Source organism: Paenibacillus bouchesdurhonensis (assembly GCF_900155685.1).
Taxonomy (GTDB): Bacteria; Bacillota; Bacilli; order Paenibacillales; family Paenibacillaceae; genus Fontibacillus; species Fontibacillus bouchesdurhonensis.
In genome coordinates this window covers 264,400-280,028 of the sequence record NZ_LT732547.1, presented here as the reverse complement: position 1 = coordinate 280,028, position 15,629 = coordinate 264,400, and the positions used below count along the sequence as shown (strand labels likewise).

Annotated in this window: 10 protein-coding genes and 1 pseudogene; 9 read left to right on the top strand and 2 right to left on the bottom strand. The window is 49.7% G+C overall.

From position 1 onward, the window contains the following. Positions 1-128: 128 nt before the first annotated feature. Positions 129-2,987 (bottom strand): glycoside hydrolase family 3 C-terminal domain-containing protein, encoded by a 2,859-nt coding sequence (locus CZ379_RS01285; protein ID WP_110929943.1) that lies wholly within the window; start codon positions 2,985-2,987, stop codon positions 129-131. A gap of 257 nt (positions 2,988-3,244) precedes the next feature. Between CZ379_RS01285 and CZ379_RS01280 the strand changes: the two are divergent. After that, positions 3,245-3,570, top strand: a pseudogene (locus CZ379_RS01280) (family 1 glycosylhydrolase); the annotation flags it as partial. Positions 3,571-3,660: 90 nt separating this feature from the next. Here the strand turns inward: CZ379_RS01280 and galA are convergent. Next, positions 3,661-6,432 (bottom strand): beta-galactosidase GalA, encoded by a 2,772-nt coding sequence (gene galA / locus CZ379_RS01275; protein WP_110929942.1) that lies wholly within the window; start codon positions 6,430-6,432, stop codon positions 3,661-3,663. Between the two features lie 211 nt (positions 6,433-6,643). On the opposite strand from galA, the gene CZ379_RS01270 reads away from it, so the two are divergent. From CZ379_RS01270 to CZ379_RS27105, 8 genes are all read left to right on the top strand, one after another. Continuing rightward, positions 6,644-7,504 (top strand): helix-turn-helix transcriptional regulator, encoded by an 861-nt coding sequence (locus tag CZ379_RS01270; RefSeq protein ID WP_110929941.1) that lies wholly within the window; start codon positions 6,644-6,646, stop codon positions 7,502-7,504. A 30-nt stretch (positions 7,505-7,534) separates the two neighbouring features. Continuing rightward, on the top strand, positions 7,535-9,304 hold the full coding sequence (locus CZ379_RS01265) for a sensor histidine kinase (protein ID WP_110929940.1): 1,770 nt from the start codon (positions 7,535-7,537) through the stop codon (positions 9,302-9,304). Positions 9,305-9,317: 13 nt separating this feature from the next. Next, a complete protein-coding gene (locus CZ379_RS01260; RefSeq protein ID WP_110929939.1) occupies positions 9,318-10,835 on the top strand; it encodes a response regulator in 1,518 nt (505 codons plus the stop codon). Positions 10,836-11,144: 309 nt separating this feature from the next. Further along, positions 11,145-12,113, top strand: coding sequence for an ABC transporter permease (locus CZ379_RS01255; protein WP_110929938.1), 969 nt, complete (start codon positions 11,145-11,147; stop codon positions 12,111-12,113). Positions 12,114-12,123: 10 nt separating this feature from the next. After that, entirely contained in the window at positions 12,124-13,014 is an 891-nt protein-coding gene (locus tag CZ379_RS01250; RefSeq protein ID WP_110929937.1) for a carbohydrate ABC transporter permease, read from the top strand. Between the two features lie 58 nt (positions 13,015-13,072). Then, a complete protein-coding gene (locus CZ379_RS01245; RefSeq protein ID WP_110929936.1) occupies positions 13,073-14,818 on the top strand; it encodes an extracellular solute-binding protein in 1,746 nt (581 codons plus the stop codon). 223 nt (positions 14,819-15,041) lie between these two features. Next, positions 15,042-15,329, top strand: a complete 288-nt coding sequence (locus tag CZ379_RS26490) for a helix-turn-helix transcriptional regulator (RefSeq protein WP_234404769.1) — start codon at positions 15,042-15,044, stop codon at positions 15,327-15,329. Then, positions 15,262-15,459 carry a GyrI-like domain-containing protein gene (locus CZ379_RS27105; protein WP_199925393.1) on the top strand — a complete coding sequence of 66 codons (198 nt, stop codon included), beginning with the start codon at positions 15,262-15,264 and terminating at the stop codon, positions 15,457-15,459. The genes CZ379_RS26490 and CZ379_RS27105 overlap by 68 nt, the downstream gene beginning before the upstream one ends. Positions 15,460-15,629 lie beyond the last annotated feature (170 nt).

Sequence of the window (15,629 nt, the reverse complement as noted above, 5' to 3'; positions counted from 1 at the left end):
TGTGTGCATCTAAGTGTACGGCAGTATTGCATTGCTTTGGTACACAAAGCTTGAGTCCACATCTAAGTGTAGGACAGCTGTATCCGCAGCATATATAAGATAAAAGTTCAACTTATCTAACCTCACACTCAGACCTGCTTGAACTCAATCCAGCCGATCTGCAGGCCGGGCTTGAGGAAGTCCAACGTAAGCTCATACAGCCCTGCTTCCAGCTCGATCTTCACCAGCCGCTGCCGAATCCATTTGCCCTCCGTTCCGTTTGTCTGAATGGTGACCATCGGCTGGCCGTTCAGCATGACGTTGCATACGCTTTGCGCCAGCTCCGGCTCCGGGGACATGATGTTGACGATAATGCGATACTGCCCCGCCTGCTCCACCCTCATATAAGTCGCGCCCGCTGCCGCTGGCTTGATCTGCGCATCATCGCCAGACAGCACCTGCACCTGCATCTGTGCCTGTACCTGTACCTGCTCCTGACCCTGCTCCGGCTCCGGCATCTGAGCCTGCACCTGGTCTGGCACCAACGAGTGCTTGGCCTTAAAGGCATGAACCGTCTCCACAATTTCCTGCTTCCGGGAGAACACGGGAGCCTGCATCAGGAATTCGCATATATTGATCGCACAGCGCTGCAGTTCTCCGCGGGTCAAAGTACCGTTCTCCAAGGATTCCAGCGTATTGTCATCATAAGCATTGACCTCAGCGCCATAGTTGGTGACAACCATATAAAGATCGTTCTGCGCGCGCACCATCCAATTCGTATATTTGCGATCCGCCGCGCCTCCATGAACAACATCATTCATGACCGCCCACCAATCCGTCATTACAATCCCATTAAAGCCCCATTCTCCGCGCAGAATCGTCGTGTTCAAATCGTAGTTCGAAGCGGCCCAATGCCCATTAACCGGGTTATAAGAGGTCATGATCGAATTCGCGCCGCCGTCCTTCACAGCGATTTCGAAGCCCTTCAGATAGATTTCCCGCAGGGCGCGTTCGGATACGACCGCGTCCACCTTGCTCCGGTGCTTCTCCTGGTTGTTGCAGGCAAAATGCTTCAGTGTGGCGTTAGATCCGCCTTTAATGATCCCCCGAGTACAAGCTGCGGCAAAAATCCCTGTGATTAGCGGATCTTCCGAAAAATACTCAAAGTTGCGTCCATTGAGCGGGCTGCGCCGGATATTCAGACCAGGGCCGAGCAAAGTGTCGATATTGTTGCGCAATAATTCCTGCCCCTCCATGACATAGAGCTCCTCGACCAGCTCCACATCCCAAGTAGCGGCCAGCAGTGTTCCGATAGATACCTGGGTCGCCTTATCCCCGCTATCCATACGGATGCCAGATGGCCCATCCGCCGTACAGCCTACCGGGATTCCAAAGTTCAACAGCTGATCACTCACTCCACCAAAGGCCGAAGCCGTGCCCGGCGTCACCAGCGGGCTGACCATACCCTCGCCCCGAACGATCGTCGCCAGGTCTTGGTCGCTGAGCTGAGCGATAAAAGCTTCTATGCTCACTTTGCCTTCATGAACGTCTCTCAGCTTATATCCCTGGTCTCCCGTTTGCTCCAAGGTTCGCGGCAGATTCCTCTCAATACGCTCCGCAATCGAAATCTTCCGTTTCGGCACAGCTTCGAACGTGAGCTCATAAGAGCCGTCTTCCTTCCGGGAACCCGGCTTCATTCGAGTGAAGTCCTCAATTGGGGCAAGTGCCTCTTCCAGCTGCTCCACCACTTGAAGAGCTTCAATGGCATAACCAGCCTGCCCGCCCTCAACACCTATTTGCGCTGCATTCTTCACACTGGTTCCTACATAGAAATGGTAGACTCCAGGCTCCAGCACATAGGCAGAAGGATGCCCAGTTGCACCCCCGTCATCATAAGAGGCCATCGTATCGATAGCGAAGCTTAGCGTTAGACGCTGCGCTTCACCCGGCTCAAGCCGCTTCGTCTTGCCGAATGCGGCCAATACTCTGGCCGGCTGCCCGAGCTTGCCTTGCGGTGCTTCATAATAGGCCTGAACAACCTCCTTACCCGCAAAGACAGACCCCGTATTCTTTACAGAAACCCCGATTTCAATCCAAGGCTTCCCATCCCGGGAGACCAGCTTCGCCTCTTCCGGCTTTACATCGAATTCCGTATAAGATAGACCATAGCCAAATTCAAATTGGACCTTCTCCGGGCAAAATGTCTCAAAATACCGATACCCCACATAAATATCTTCCTGATACAGGTTCTTGAATTCATCGCCATAGTTGCGGGTAGATGGGTAATCGGCAATGGAATAAGCGATGGTATCGGTTAATTTACCGCCCGGCGTGACGTCTCCGACGAGCACATCCGCAATCGCATTGCCGCCCTCCATGCCGCCCTGCCAAGCATAGATGACACATGGAATCGAATAGACGTAATCCGCATCATCCAGCCAGCTCATATCGATGATATTGGAAACATTCAGCACCACGATCGTCTGCTCGAAATGAGCAGTGACCTGCTTCAGCATGATCTGTTCCTCTGCTGTCAGCCGATAGCTGCCCGGCTCATCGGCATTATCCTGATCCTCGCCCGCCGTGCGCCCGATCACCACGATCGCTTTATCCGATTTGCTCCTAGCTTCGCGAACCAGCTCATCGGTCAGCGGCATTTCCTTCTGATGCCAGGGTTCTGCCGCCCACCCGCCGCCGCCGTTATCGAAGGGGTTCTGCTCGATCCACTTCTCGTAAACGGATGCAAGCTCCTCGTTAACGGTAATGTTCTTCTTGCTGCGAAGACCGTCCAGCAGGTTCGTCGTATAAGCGACATTCACGCTGCCGCCGGAGCCTGTGCCGCTGCGATAGTAATTGATCTGAATCCGGCCGAAAACAGCTACGTTTTCATTGTTTTGCAGCGGCAGGGCCTGACCGTCATTTTTTAACAGCACAGCGCCTTCAGCGGCAACTTTTCTACTAAACTCAGCAAAGCCTTCTAATGGAATTCCCAGTTTGCTAGTCGTCACTTGATTCTCTCCCTGTATTATTTTTTAGATAACATTATACCTCTTATTTCATCTATCTTAGTATAATTTATGTTTCAATGCTCTAACAGAAGCTAACAAGGGAAGCGGACTACCCTAGGCTCAAGGCATTCGAACAGCACTTTAATCCGAGCGCCTGACCTTTGGCAAGCTTTCATAAGTAGGAATAATCTGGACAAAATATTATATCCAATGATTTCTGCCAATCCAAATTACATAATCCAAACTGTTCTTATACATTCGTCGTGGAGAACAGGCTGGGGGCGATCGACCGTGTCGAGGATGACGGCAGCATCCGGGACGATTACCGGATCGAATACTTGCCCGGCATATCGAACAGATGGGCGAGGCGATCAAGGATGGCGTAGAGCTCTGGGGCTATACAAGCTGGGGCTGCATCGACCTGATCTCCGCCTCCACCTCCGAGATGAGTAAACGATATGGGTTCATATATGTCGATCAGGACGACGAAGGTAAAGGCTCACTCAAGCGAACCCCAAAGAAGAGCTTTTACTGGTATCAAAAAGTTATTGCATCCTATGGCACGAATCTTGATAACGATTAAGAGACGACGTTAAGAACGGGCAGCCCCCATACTTCGTTCGGTATGGGGGCTGCTTTTCATCTCTTCCGTCTCTACCGCTTAACTGCTCAATCAGCTTCCCTTCTGTTTCGTGCGGATCAAGACGGATCCTTGGATACCCGGGCTGTACATATCGGGCGAGATTCCGATTAATACGGAAATCGTAACTTGATCCTTCAGCTCGGCTCCTTGCAGCGGAACCTCCAGATTCTCAGGCCAAGGAATGAATTGCTTCAGGTGCAGCCTGCCATCCACATAAATCTCCACATCCCCGCTAATCGAATGGAACCAAAGATAAGGCTGCCCCGATCTCTCCGCATCCGATACCGGTGCCTGATTGCGGTAAATGACATATCCGCTGCCGCCGCGCAGCATTTGAAGGGCGCCAAAGCTGACATCGACCTTCTCCCATGAGTTCATGTCCGTAGGATGAATCGTTACGTTCGGGTCCGGGCGCTGCGCAGCAATCTCCTGCGTGATCAGCCAGTTGTTGATATACCGCTCATCTATGGACGGAACGAAAGGCAGCTCCTCTGCCGGTTGAACCGGGATGACATACGATACGGGCTGCAATTCATCTCCTTCGATCGTTAGCACGATATTCTCATCTCCGGCCTGGCTTTGGACAATAAGCTGGCAGCACCCGTTAAACAAGCTGCGCTCCATAGCGTGATCAGACTCATGACAATTCGGGTTCCCATTGCCTACACCAAGTATGACTCCGCTTCCCTTGATGGAGAAGGACACTTTGCTTTGCACCGTCGGGACAAATCGGCCCGCTATATCTATCGCATACACGTTGACCGCCATCGCATCTCTGCCGTCACCCGCTAAAGAAGGCTTCTGTGTCTCGACACGCAAAGTATGAGCCTCATCCGCGGTTTGGATCTCCGATACTTTGACGAGCTGGCCGCCCTGATACCCCTCCATCTTTAAGGTTCCCGGCTCGTACGCCACCTCCCATTCATACTGCTCGTAGATATCAATGGACTGTCGATCGATGAAGACATCATTCAGGTACAGCGCGACCTCATCGCAATTCGTATGCGTCATGATTTTAACCTGCTGCCCCTCTTTGCCTGGCCAATTCCAATGTCCTACAATGTGCAGCACCGGTTCATCCAGCCAGAAGGCTTGATATAAATAGTAGGAATCCTTCGCGAACCCGCAGGTATCCAAGATTCCAAAATGCGTGCTGACACTCGGCCATTCATACGGCGTCGGCTCGCCGCGATAGTCAAACCCCGTCCATACAAAGGTTCCCATGACAAAATCGCGAGTATTAATGGTCTTCCACGACTCTCTTACGGTATTCCCCCAGCTAGCCTTCTCCCGATCATAGCTGTCGAATATTTGCCGGCTGTTGTCGCTGATATAATTGCTGCGGGTCGAAAAGGCGCTGACCGTCTCGGAGCCGATGATCGGCTGATTCGGATGCTTCTCCCTAAACTTATCGTAACCGCCATTCATATAGTTGAAGCCTGCAATATCCGTGACATCCACCGTTCCCTCGTCCTCCATCACCCCGCCATTCATAGCCCCTAGAATAGGCCGGGTAGGATCCAGCTTCTTCACGGCACGAATCATGCGTTTCACCATTTTGCGTCCAATCGGCGTCCCTTGAAGAGGCTCTTCATTGAATAGGCTGTAAAATACAACGGATGGATGATTGCGATCCCGTGTCACCATGTTCTCCAGCTGCCGCAGTCCCTCCCGCGAGCTGTCAAAGTTCCTGTTCTCATCCATAACCAGCATCCCCAATCGATCGCAAGCATCCAGAAGCTCCGGCGTCGGGTTATGGTGAGCGCAGCGATACGCATTGCTGCCCATGTCCTTCAAGCGCTGAATGCGATACTCCTGGATACCATCCGGCAGGGCGACGCCTACTCCCGCATGATCCTGGTGATTGCACGTGCCTTTTATTTTTAGCCGCCTGTCATTTAAATAGAAGCCCGTATCGGGACAGATGCGGATGGTGCGGTACCCGTAATTCGTAACGGTCGCATCCACCTCTTCCCCATTCACGATAAGGATGGAGTGCAGCTTGTATAGATGAGGAGCTTCCACGTCCCATAGTGCCGGATGCTCAATCGGTAGATCCTGCGCAACCACGGCAGATTGTCCTGCCTCACAGCTCCCGTATGCCAGCTCCTCCGCCACAATATCGCCGTCCGCATGCGCGACGCGGGAAATGAGCTGGTATTCTACAGCCGCCTCCGATTCATTCCCAATCGTCGTCTCCACATTCGTAAGCCATCGACCAGCGCCCTGTCTAATTGGATTCACCCATATGCCGCGATGGGCAATATGGACGGGTGCGGTCTTCGTTAACCAAACATGCCGGTATATTCCCGCGCCCTCGTACCACCAGCCCTCGGATACGGTAGCATCCACCTTCACGACGAGTAAATTCGGCTGATCGCCGAAGTAGGCACGGTCGGTAATATCCACGACAAAGCTCGTATATCCGCAAAAATTCCTCTCAAGGATGCTCCCGTTGAAATACACGGTAGCATGCGTGGCAATCCCGTCGAACTCCAGAAGAAGCTGCTTCCCCTTGTCAGCGGGATCCAGTTTGAACTTTTTGCGGTACCAGCCTATCCCGCGGGGATAATAACCAAAGTCAGGAACCCCATTCTCGCGATCCAGCGGCTGCTGGTAGGACCAATCATGCGGCAATTGCACGGTGTCCCACTCGTTGTCATCCCACTCGATCCCTGCGGGCCCTCGGCTCCCGCCTGCTTTGGCATGGCCGTACACGGCCTTATGACTGCTTTCCTTCGCTTGAGCTGGATCACCCAGATGAAAACGCCAGTCTTTATCCATGCTTAGTCTTTCTCTCATCTTCTCAAATCCTTCTCCCTATGATATCCCCATTCTATGAAAGTTTGAGGAGAGTAAGTTAGGACAAAAACGTACGGAAAATAGTACAAAATGAACATCCCTCGATTTATCTATTGTTCTTTTTCCCAAGTAGGTTTAAGTATATAAGTAGTAGACTTTCAAGCTTAGTAGACAATTAGACCCATTATGAGGATGAATTGGAGTAGACGCTATGCTGATGCCCTTTCGATTGTTTCCAAATCCGTCTTCCTATCCGCTGCCTTTAGCGCTTTATAGCTGCGGGCTGCATGAACAGAACTATCAATATAGACCGATGGGATACCCGACCTTGCAGTGCTTCATTAACTTCGGCGGATATGGTACATTTCGCTTTCCCAATGATCGAGAGCTCGTATTGGCCCCAAATCATGCCCTATTGCTGCCAGCCAAGGCTGCCCATGAGTACTATCCCGGCCCAGACGAGACCTGGCATCTAGGGTTCATTGGCATTCACGGCACCTCAGTAGAGCCTATGATTAAAGGCTTCGACCTTCCATTCATGACCAGTATTCCGCTGAACCCGGCGGCCCTTGATGTATTGAATCACAAATTAACAACGATCTGGCAGGCCAGTATTGCTGACTCCCCGGGCATCCAGGGGCAGCTCTCTGTCCAATTATATGAATTTATGCTTCTATTGTCCGAGCAGGTTATTAGCCACAAGAGTCCCATCCTACCCAACCAGCCCAAAGCGTCACAGGATGCGCTGCAGCAGGCCGTTCAATTCATGAAGCAGCATTATGACGAGAATCTGCACATTTCTAATATCGCCCATGCCGTAGGCTACTCCGTCCAGCACTTTCAGCGCCTTTTCCGCGAAGCCTACGGTGTCAGCCCCCACGCCTATTTACAGCGCGTCCGCTTGGAGCAGGCGGCGGCCTGGCTAGAAAGCCATCCGGAATACTCCGTTCAAGAAATCTCCCATCGGCTGGGGATGGAAACCAGCTATTTTATACGTATTTTCAAGAAGAAATACGGGGTAACACCGAGAAGCTACAGAAATGCATATGCCTATAGACATCAATTGCAGTAACCCTATTTCTTATCCATTAGGAGTGCAGCTATGTTATTCAAAATCAAGAAAAACAGCATCATGGTCAAAATGATCATCGTGTACACCATTCCATTTATCCTGCTGTCCCTGATCCTCATCTGGAATAGCCAGAAATCAACGCAAAATATTCAGGACAGCTTCATTTCGAATATGTCCCACGCCTTCGATCAAGCTTCGCAGGAAATCCAAAGACGCATTGATATGGCGTATGACTTAACTGAGATCGTCAGCAAGAACAGCAAAATTATTACGTTCATAGGCGATCCCTTCCTGGGAGATGAGGCGGACTTTCTCAGCCAATACCTGGACAGCGTGATTCCGATCCTTCAATATGCGACTGCCTTTACGGAAACCGACGACTATTCCATCCGCATCTATATGATGAATGATCAAATCCCGGAATCCTGGCCGTATTTTCTGCACCTGAAGAGACAGGCCTCCAATACGAAGCTACAAGCCTTTATGACGCAAGTGAATGAGACGCAAATGTGGCTCAGACCGGATGACCTTCAGCTTGGGCCAAGCTCCTTAAATTCAGATCGCAGCAAGTACACGCTTCTTACCAAGCTATACTCCCCTTCACGTGAATTGTTGGGAATAGTCGCCGTCATGGTAGCCGAGGATCGTCTGCTTATCACAAATGAAGACGCTTACCCGTCAGATATTACGCAATTTCTGTACCACGAGTCCAATATTGCGCTAGCTGCGCCCGATGTTGATGAAGCCGCCGAAGCCGAAATTCTGCAGCAGCATTTGACTGAAGCCGAAGCTCATTTCACTTACGATCAGCATCTGTATTTGCACCGAGCCTTCGATGCCATACAGCAGACCTTCGTGTACAAGGTATCTCTGGAGCAGTTGAATCAATCGATTCGCAAAAGCATGCTGAACCAGCTATTGCTCATCATTTTCAGCGTCATGCTGCTCATCGTGACATGCTACTTCATGTTTAAGACGATTTTCCTGCGGCTGAATCGTATCGTATCGACGATGAGGAAGGTCATCAACGGCAGCTCCCATTTGCGAATTGCGGATACCAAGCCGGATGAGCTGGGACAGCTTGCGCAGGACTTTAATGGTCTCATTGAGACGAATAATCACTTAATTGAACGAATCGTCATGAAGGAGCGATTACGAAAGGAAGCGCAAATCCAAGCGCTGCAATATCAAATCAATCCGCACTTCATTTACAATACGCTGGATATTTTCCGCATGAAGCTCATTAAGGAACGCATGTTCAGCACGGCAGATCGAATGGCCGATTTTGGAAAGATACTTCGGTACAATCTGAGCAGCAATACGCTGCATACCACGCTAAAAGAGGAAATTGAGCTGATTCGCAAATATGTCAGCCTTCAATCGCTAAGCAGCAGTCAGACCATTCAGCTCGATATCGAGATTACGGAGGCGCTGAAATCATATCCAGTAATCAAATTCCTGCTGCAGCCGATCGTGGAGAACAGCATTAAATACGGGAAAACCGTGCAAAGAGATGCGCTGCAGATTCAAATCCGCTGCTATGTGCATAGGCAGCAGGTTTGGCTGGATATCACCGATAACGGCGCGGGGATGACCGAAGCGAAGATGGACGAGCTTAACGAACATTTTCAGGCTCCGCTTCATTATGATGAGTCCGCCCCGGATCTGCCCGGGCGCTCCATTGGGCTGTATAATATCAACTCCCGGCTGCGCTTGTATTACGGGGAATCCTACTATATCACCATCGAAAGCAAAGACAACGATTATACCAAAGTACAGATCAAATTACCTTACGAATGAGAGGCATTCCGCCATGTATAAACTGCTTATCGTTGATGATGAAGAAATCGTACGCGAAGGACTTCGGGACATTGTCGCGTACCTGCAGATTCAGCCTATCGAGCAAATTCTGACGGCAAAGGACGGTGCGGATGCGCTGTCCATGATTGAAAGGGAAAATCCGCAAATCATACTCACCGATCTGAATATGCCGGTGCTTGATGGAATTGAAATGATCAAGCAGCTACAAGGGAAGCATGGACATAAAATCATTGTGATTAGCGGATATGATGACTTCCATCTTGTCAAAGAGAGCTTCAAGCTGGGGGTGCGCGATTATTTGCTCAAGCCTGCCCATTCGGAAGAGCTGCTGGAGGTATTGGATAAGATTATCCAGGAGCTTCAACTGGAGGAGCAGCAGTACAAGAAGGGCGAATCAGAGAAAAAGTTATCCCAGATGGAGAGAATCAGCAGAAGCATGAATTGGGCGATCCAAAACACCGAGCAGGATGAGCACGCTTTGGAACGCGCATTCGCGGAATTGGGCTTCAGCCTGCCTTATCCGAATACGGCGGCGGCGATTATCTCCCCTATGCATTCCACCCCAAATACGGAAGCTTTGGGCGCCAATTGGGAGGCGTTTCTGACCAGGCCGGACACGGATCGTTTACCCATGAAGCTGTACTCCTTCTATAACAGGCAAAATGACCTTGTCGCATGGATCAACTACGCTGGGGAGCTGAATGATATATCTCCCGTCAAGCAGATCCTGCAGCAATTCTTATGGAGAAATCCCGAACTTCCCATCGTGATTGCTGTAGGCAAGACAGTCCCTGCGGCAGCAGAGCTGGCACAAGCATATTGGAGCGCATTGGAAGTACTGGGCTGCAAGCTGACCGCAAACCCGCAATCCATTCTACTTCATGAAGATATTCTAACAAGGGAAGACCGCCGTATCGCGCCGGCGGATTTGCGGATTTTGGCCGAAATGATCGATATGGGCCGGAAGGATCAGGTGCTCCCCTATATTCAAAAATACTTCAAAGACGAGTCATTAAGAAGAAGCACCTTGGACAGCATTCGGAGCAATTATGACGCGATCCTGCATACCATCAGTTGGGTTCCTCATCAGAAGCAGGAATTCTCTGCATTTGAGCAAAGCGAGCAATTGCGCTTATACCTCATATCCCGGATACTTCAGACGATTGAGGCGCGCCAGAGCTTAATCCGCAGCTATGATATGGTGGAAATCGCCAAGAAGTACGTCGATGAGCAATTGCTGGGCGAGATTAATATGGCCGTCATCGCCAATTATTGCAATGTCAGCTACACATATTTTAGCAAAATGTTCAAAGAGAGTACTGGCATGAACTTTCAAGACTACGTCACGATGAAGCGAATGGACTATGCCAAGGAAGCATTGAACGGCATCAATGTCAAAATTTGCGACGTCGCTTCCGCATTAGGATACAGCAATCCGAAAAATTTCACCCGCGTGTTCAAAAATTATTGCGGCATGAGCCCAAAGGAATACCAGAAGCTCATGAAATAGTTGATGCTGCTCGGCACATGGTGGCTTTAGCACTTTATGCTGAGTGCTGAGCTTGATGTAGGCTGTAACGGATGTATACGGATTTATGCGGATTTATGTGGATTTACGCGACTTTATGTTGGCTGTGGCCTCTCTGCAAGTTTCCAACCTTCACGTTCGATGCGGCGAATGTGAAGGTTTTTGCATGTCGATAGATGGTTTTCGGATGACGAATAATGATACCTTTTCACAAATCTGAGTCCTGTTTCCTCTTAAATAATGCGCTTACAATTTAGTTATACAGCAAAAGAGAAAGGGGTTTAGAGAGAGATGACAGACTCGGAAGCTTCAACAGCGAATTCAAATCCAGCTTTGGCACGAGAGAAACGATCTTTCCGCAATCGGGATCAGCTTTCGCTCCAATCGATGATTATACCGGGCATCTTATTTATTCTAATCTTCACGTTCATTCCGCTTTACGGTGTCATTATCGCCTTTAAGGATTACAACATCGTCACGGGAATCCAGGGGATTTTCTCGTCGGAATGGGTCGGGTTGGCGAACTTCAAAGAATTCATTTCGGATATTAACTTTTGGAACATGCTGCGCAATACGCTTGGGATCAACTTATTGGGTCTCATCATTACCTTTCCGGTCACGATCCTGTTTGCGCTGTTCCTGAATGAACTCACCTTCCCGCGCTTTAAGAAGCTAACGCAGACGATCACTTATCTGCCGCACTTTATTTCCTGGAGCATCTTCGGGGGATTAATCATCAACATCCTGTCGCCGAGCAATGGCGTATTGAACTACCTGCTCGTGAACTTCGGCATCATTTCCGAGCCGATTCATTTCCTCGCGGAGAAGGATTACTTCTGGATGCTGGCGGTGCTTACGAATTTAGTCAAGGAATTAGGCTGGGGCGCCATTCTATATCTTGCGGCGATTGCCAGCATCGACCAGGAGATGTACGAAGCGGCTTATATGGACGGTGCCTCGCGGTTTCGCCGCATTTGGCATATAACGCTGCCGGCAATTACGGGTACGATTGTGATCCTGCTCGTCTTCTCCATTAGCAATATTCTGAACAGCGGCTTTGACCAGTTCTTCGTCCTGCAGAATCCGCTGAACATTGACGCCAGTGAGGTCATCGACACTTATGTGTATAAGGTCGGTTTACGGGAATTCCGTATGGAGTACGCTACGGCCGTCGGATTAATGAAAACCGTTATTGCGCTATTCCTACTGTACCTGGCTAATTTCATAGCGAAGAAAATAACCGGGAAAGGGATTTTTTAAGGAGGTACTTATGGTTAAAGATCATTCATGGCCCAACCGGCTGTTCAATATGTTCAACGTATTCATCATGGCTTGCTTAATCGTACTCACCCTATATCCCTTCTGGTATTCCGTTATCGGCTCATTCAATGATGGCCTCGACTATGCCAAGGGCGGCGTGTATCTGTGGACAAGACAGTTCACATGGGATAACTATAGCGCGCTGTTCAGCGATACCGCCTTAGTGAAATCCTTCGCTGTAACCTTATCCAGAACAGTGATCGGAACCGCGAGCCATGTTCTTTTTACCGCCTTATTCGCCTATGCCTTCTCGCGGAGGAACCTGAAATTTAAAAGGCTGTATTCCACACTCGGGCTGATGAGCATGTATTTGAGCGGCGGCCTGATCCCTTATTTCATTCTGATTAACGCGCTGGGGCTCTACAATCATTTCCTGGTCTTTATTATTCCGACGCTGTTTAGCTTCTGGAATGTGATTCTGTTCCGCTCTTATTTTGCCGAGCTTCCTGAAGCATTGATCGAATCGGCCAAAATTGACGGCGCAGGCGAGTACACGATATTTTTCCGCATTATCCTCTCGCTGTCCAAGCCTGTTATTGCTGCCATTTCTCTATTTACAGCGGTTGGACACTGGAATGCCTACTACGATGCCATGATCTTCACCCAGGGCGACAGCCTGCAGACCGTGCAGCTGTATATCCTGAAATTGATTCAGAGTACGGAGGCCGCCCTATTGCTTGCGAATATGTCGGGCACACTCGGAGCGGCGCAGGGTTCAGTCACCACCACCACCTTACAGTTAGCCGCCATGGTTGCTGCATCACTGCCGATTGTGCTCGTTTATCCTTTCGTACAGAAATTCTTTATCAAAGGAATGCTCATTGGTTCTGTCAAAGGTTAAGCGGCATTTGAGGATTGATGATATAAAGTTTACTATTTTACACATAGGGGGAAATACAATGAACAAAGCATCACTACGATTCATGGCGATTGCGCTGGCTCTGACGGTCATGATCACCGGCTGTTCCAGTCAAAAAGGGGCAGGCAACAATACGCCGGCCGAACCGAATGCTTCTCAAAATGCAGCAGCCTCTCAGTCTGCCAGCGAGCCTGGCTGGAAATCGGACACCTCGCCTGTGTCTCTGTCCTGGTACACCGGGGTGGCGGGATATTCCAAGAAGTGGGACGCCAAAAATAACTATGTGGATAAGCTCATTACGGAAGAAACCGGGGTCAGCGTGGACTTCATTCATGCGGGCAACGATGTAAACGCGGAATTCAACGTCATGATGGCAACCAGCAATCTGCCGGATATTATTACGCTGGATCGCTGGAACAGCACTTCGCTTATCCAGACGCTGATGAATAGCGGGATGGTAGCTCCGCTGAATGAATTAATGGAGCAATATGACCCTTACTTGACTACGATTCTGCCGGAGACGATGGTCGAATGGTATACGCAGGCAGACGGTAATCTTTACGCGATCCCGAACTACTATGTGTCGCCAGAAATGCTGGAGCAGTATCCCGACGTCAAGAAATTCTATAACGAACGCTCCAATGGCCAAATTATTGTAAGAAAAGACATCATGGATCAATTAGGGATTACGGTAGAGGATCTGCAGCAGGAAGACTCCTTCATCGCGGCCCTGAAGAAAGTGAAAGAGGCGAATATTCAATACAATGGCATGACCGTAATGCCGCTGTATTTCGATGACAAGGATAAATATATCAATGATTCCCTGGGCGTGCTGGCCGGTTCCTTCGGTGCGGTACCGGAAGCGGAGGACGGTTCTTATGTTGACCTCCGCAGAACAGATGAATTCAAGCATGTGCTGGAGTTCAGCAATCGATTATACTCCGAAGGTCTGCTGTCTCTGGAGAACTTCACCAGTGCACGGAACCAAATTGAAGAGAAAATGACGCAGGGCGCCGTCTTCATGAAGATCGGAAGCTACGCCGACTATACGACACCGATCAGCCAGTTGTATATTTCCGATCCCAATGCAAAATACATTACGATCGATGCCATCAAGTCCAATGAAGGCACACTGCCTCAATATCCGAGGTCATTGAACAAAGGCTGGACGCTGACCTTCGTCAGCAAGAAGTCCAAGCACGCAGACCGTGCGATTCAATTTCTGGAATACCTGTACAGTGAGCAGGGTCATGTAGCCAGCTTCTTCGGCAAAGAAGGCGAGACGTTCACAGTTACCTCCGATGGCAAATACAAGCGCAATCCGGAGATCGATGAAGAGTTCAACGCGGATTGGAACGCCGCTACGAAGAAATGGGGCTTCGAATCGATCTGGTGGTTAACGAACGAGGTATGGCTTAAGCATGTCAGAGAAGCCGAAGAGAATGAGCAAACCCAATATATGGACGGCCTGTTCCATGGCGCAGCCAAGTACATGTACAGCAATGACGTCTTAGACTCAGGCAACCTGTTCGACGCTTATGAGCCGGGCTCCAAGGAAGCGAACGCGGAAGCCAAGATCACCGTCTACTGGGCGCAAATCGTTCCGAAGATGATTTTGGCCAAGAACGCCGCTGAGTTCGAGTCCCTCTACAGTGAGGCTATGGCTACATTGGATAAGCTTGGCCTTGGCAGCATTGAAGCAGCGAAGAATACACGCGTTCAAGAGTTTAAGAAGGCAACGGGCGTCAACCTGGTATCTCCGAAATACACGGGCGAGTATAAGTAGAATAAAGCAGCTTCCAGGGGATTCAGAGGGATTCATGTATATCTATGTAGGTCAATGTGGATCTATGTAGAGGCAAGCAGCTCCATACCTAAACAGGTATGGAGCTGTTTTGTGGAGAATTTATTTTCATAGTGAAATTTCATTCCGAAATGGGTAGCACATCCTGAAAAGCGCAATACGAGACAGGTCAAATACTCCCAAGGGAACTATCATTAGAGGTGTTATGAGAACCAATACGAAGATTGACTGGCATCGTAAAGTGGAGGAAGCCATTCTGCGGATGATGAATGCTCTCGATGAACCGTTGAATTTCCGGCAAATCTCCAAGGAGGTATATTCCTCGCCGTATCATTTTCACCGTAAGTTTCGCGAGCTTACCTGCGAGAATGTGCATGAATGCTTAAAACGGCTCCGTATGGAGCAGGGGGCTATATGCCGTTATTGTGCATTTCGGCTCTTCCGAAGAGATCGGCCCGACCTGGGATCGGTGGATTCAGGAATGGCTGCCTGACAGCGGCTGGACAATCGATCCAACCAGACCGAATTACGAATGGTACCAGAACCACAATGTGCCTCCGGAATTATTGTTGACCTTCTTATGTACGCCTGTCGTGAAAATACAGTTGGCATGGGATGATTAAGCTGAACTAAATGGTATGAGCGTGGAATATAGAATTATTATGCCGAACTCAAATAAAGAGCGATCTGTTATCGAGCGTTTATGGCTCATTAACAGATCGCTATTTTTATAACTCCAATAGTGGTGGTAATACTTGTTAATTCCCTTGTAAAGCGATGCCCGTTATACCCA

What these genes read in the sequence shown, in the direction of transcription:
- CZ379_RS01260 (WP_110929939.1), top strand. Translation starts at nt 9,318, where the DNA reads ATGTATAAACTGCTTATCGTTGATGATGAAGAAATCGTACGCGAAGGA.
- CZ379_RS01265 (WP_110929940.1), top strand. Translation starts at nt 7,535, where the DNA reads ATGTTATTCAAAATCAAGAAAAACAGCATCATGGTCAAAATGATCATC.
- CZ379_RS01245 (WP_110929936.1), top strand. Translation starts at nt 13,073, where the DNA reads ATGAACAAAGCATCACTACGATTCATGGCGATTGCGCTGGCTCTGACG.
- galA (WP_110929942.1), bottom strand. Translation starts at nt 6,432, where the DNA reads ATGAGAGAAAGACTAAGCATGGATAAAGACTGGCGTTTTCATCTGGGT.
- CZ379_RS01255 (WP_110929938.1), top strand. Translation starts at nt 11,145, where the DNA reads ATGACAGACTCGGAAGCTTCAACAGCGAATTCAAATCCAGCTTTGGCA.
- CZ379_RS01270 (WP_110929941.1), top strand. Translation starts at nt 6,644, where the DNA reads ATGCTGATGCCCTTTCGATTGTTTCCAAATCCGTCTTCCTATCCGCTG.
- CZ379_RS26490 (WP_234404769.1), top strand. Translation starts at nt 15,042, where the DNA reads ATGAGAACCAATACGAAGATTGACTGGCATCGTAAAGTGGAGGAAGCC.
- CZ379_RS01250 (WP_110929937.1), top strand. Translation starts at nt 12,124, where the DNA reads ATGGTTAAAGATCATTCATGGCCCAACCGGCTGTTCAATATGTTCAAC.